Origin of the sequence: Rhizobium leguminosarum bv. viciae, from assembly GCF_012276115.1 — a bacterium.
Classification (GTDB): Bacteria; Pseudomonadota; Alphaproteobacteria; order Rhizobiales; family Rhizobiaceae; genus Rhizobium; species Rhizobium leguminosarum_T.
On sequence record NZ_WIEU01000060.1, the window covers coordinates 1 to 1,109 of the forward strand.

Below are 1,109 nucleotides of genomic sequence, written 5' to 3' on the forward strand. Positions count from 1 at the left end.
ATCGCCGCGCTTCCAGGCAAGCATCGGCCCGAACGGCACGATGACGATCAGCGGCGCCATCAGCAGGCCGAAGGTCAGGTTGAAGAACGGCGCTCCGACGGAAATCTTGTCGCCGGTCAGCGTTTCCAACAGCAGCGGATAGAGCGTGCCGGTGAGCACCGTGCCGCAGGCGACCGTCAGGATCAGATTGTTGACGACGAGCGCGCCCTCACGCGAGATCGGCGCAAACAGCCCGCCTGCCGACAGCTTCGGCGCGCGGAAGGCAAACAGCGACAGCGCCCCGCCGATGAAGATCAGCAGGATGCAGAGAATGAAGACGCCGCGGGAGGGGTCGCTGGCAAAGGCATGCACCGAGGTCAGCACGCCGGAGCGCACCAGGAAGGTGCCCATCAGCGACAGCGAGAAGGTGAGGATGGCGAGCAGCACCGTCCAGATCTTCAGCGCCTCGCGCTTTTCCATGACGAGCGCCGAATGCAGCAGTGCGGTGCCGGCGAGCCAGGGCATGAAGGAGGCGTTTTCCACCGGGTCCCAGAACCACCAGCCGCCCCAGCCGAGCTCGTAATAGGCCCAGTAGGAGCCCATGGCGATGCCAAGCGTCAGAAAGGTCCAGGCGGCCAGCGTCCAGGGCCGCACCCAGCGTGCCCAGGCGGCGTCGATGCGTCCTTCCATGAGGGCCGCAACGGCAAAGGAGAAGCAGACGGAGAAGCCGACATAACCGAGATAGAGCAGCGGCGGGTGGATCGCGAGGCCGACATCCTGAAGAACCGGGTTGAGATCGCGGCCCTCGGCCGGCGCCGGATCGAGCCGCAGGAAGGGATTGGAGGTCAACAGAATGAACAGCGTGAAGGCGACCGAAATCCAGGCCTGCACGGAAAGTACGTTGGCCTTCAGCGTCTCCGGCAGATTGCGGCCGAAGACGGCGACCAGCGCGCTGAACAGCGTCAGGATCAACAGCCAGAGCATCATCGATCCCTCGTGATTGCCCCAGACGCCGGAATATTTGTAGAGCAGCGGCACCAGCGAATGCGAATTCTCCCAGACGTTCTCGACCGAGAAATCCGAGACGACATGGGCATAGGTCAGCACGGCGAAGGAGAAGGTGACAAGCG

General features: G+C 63.8%; 1 protein-coding gene. It reads right to left on the bottom strand.

Annotation, left to right across the window (positions count from 1 at the left end):
* Positions 1-1,109 (bottom strand): heme lyase CcmF/NrfE family subunit (locus GFM02_RS34770; protein WP_168324230.1); only part of this gene is annotated, 1,109 nt, incomplete at both ends.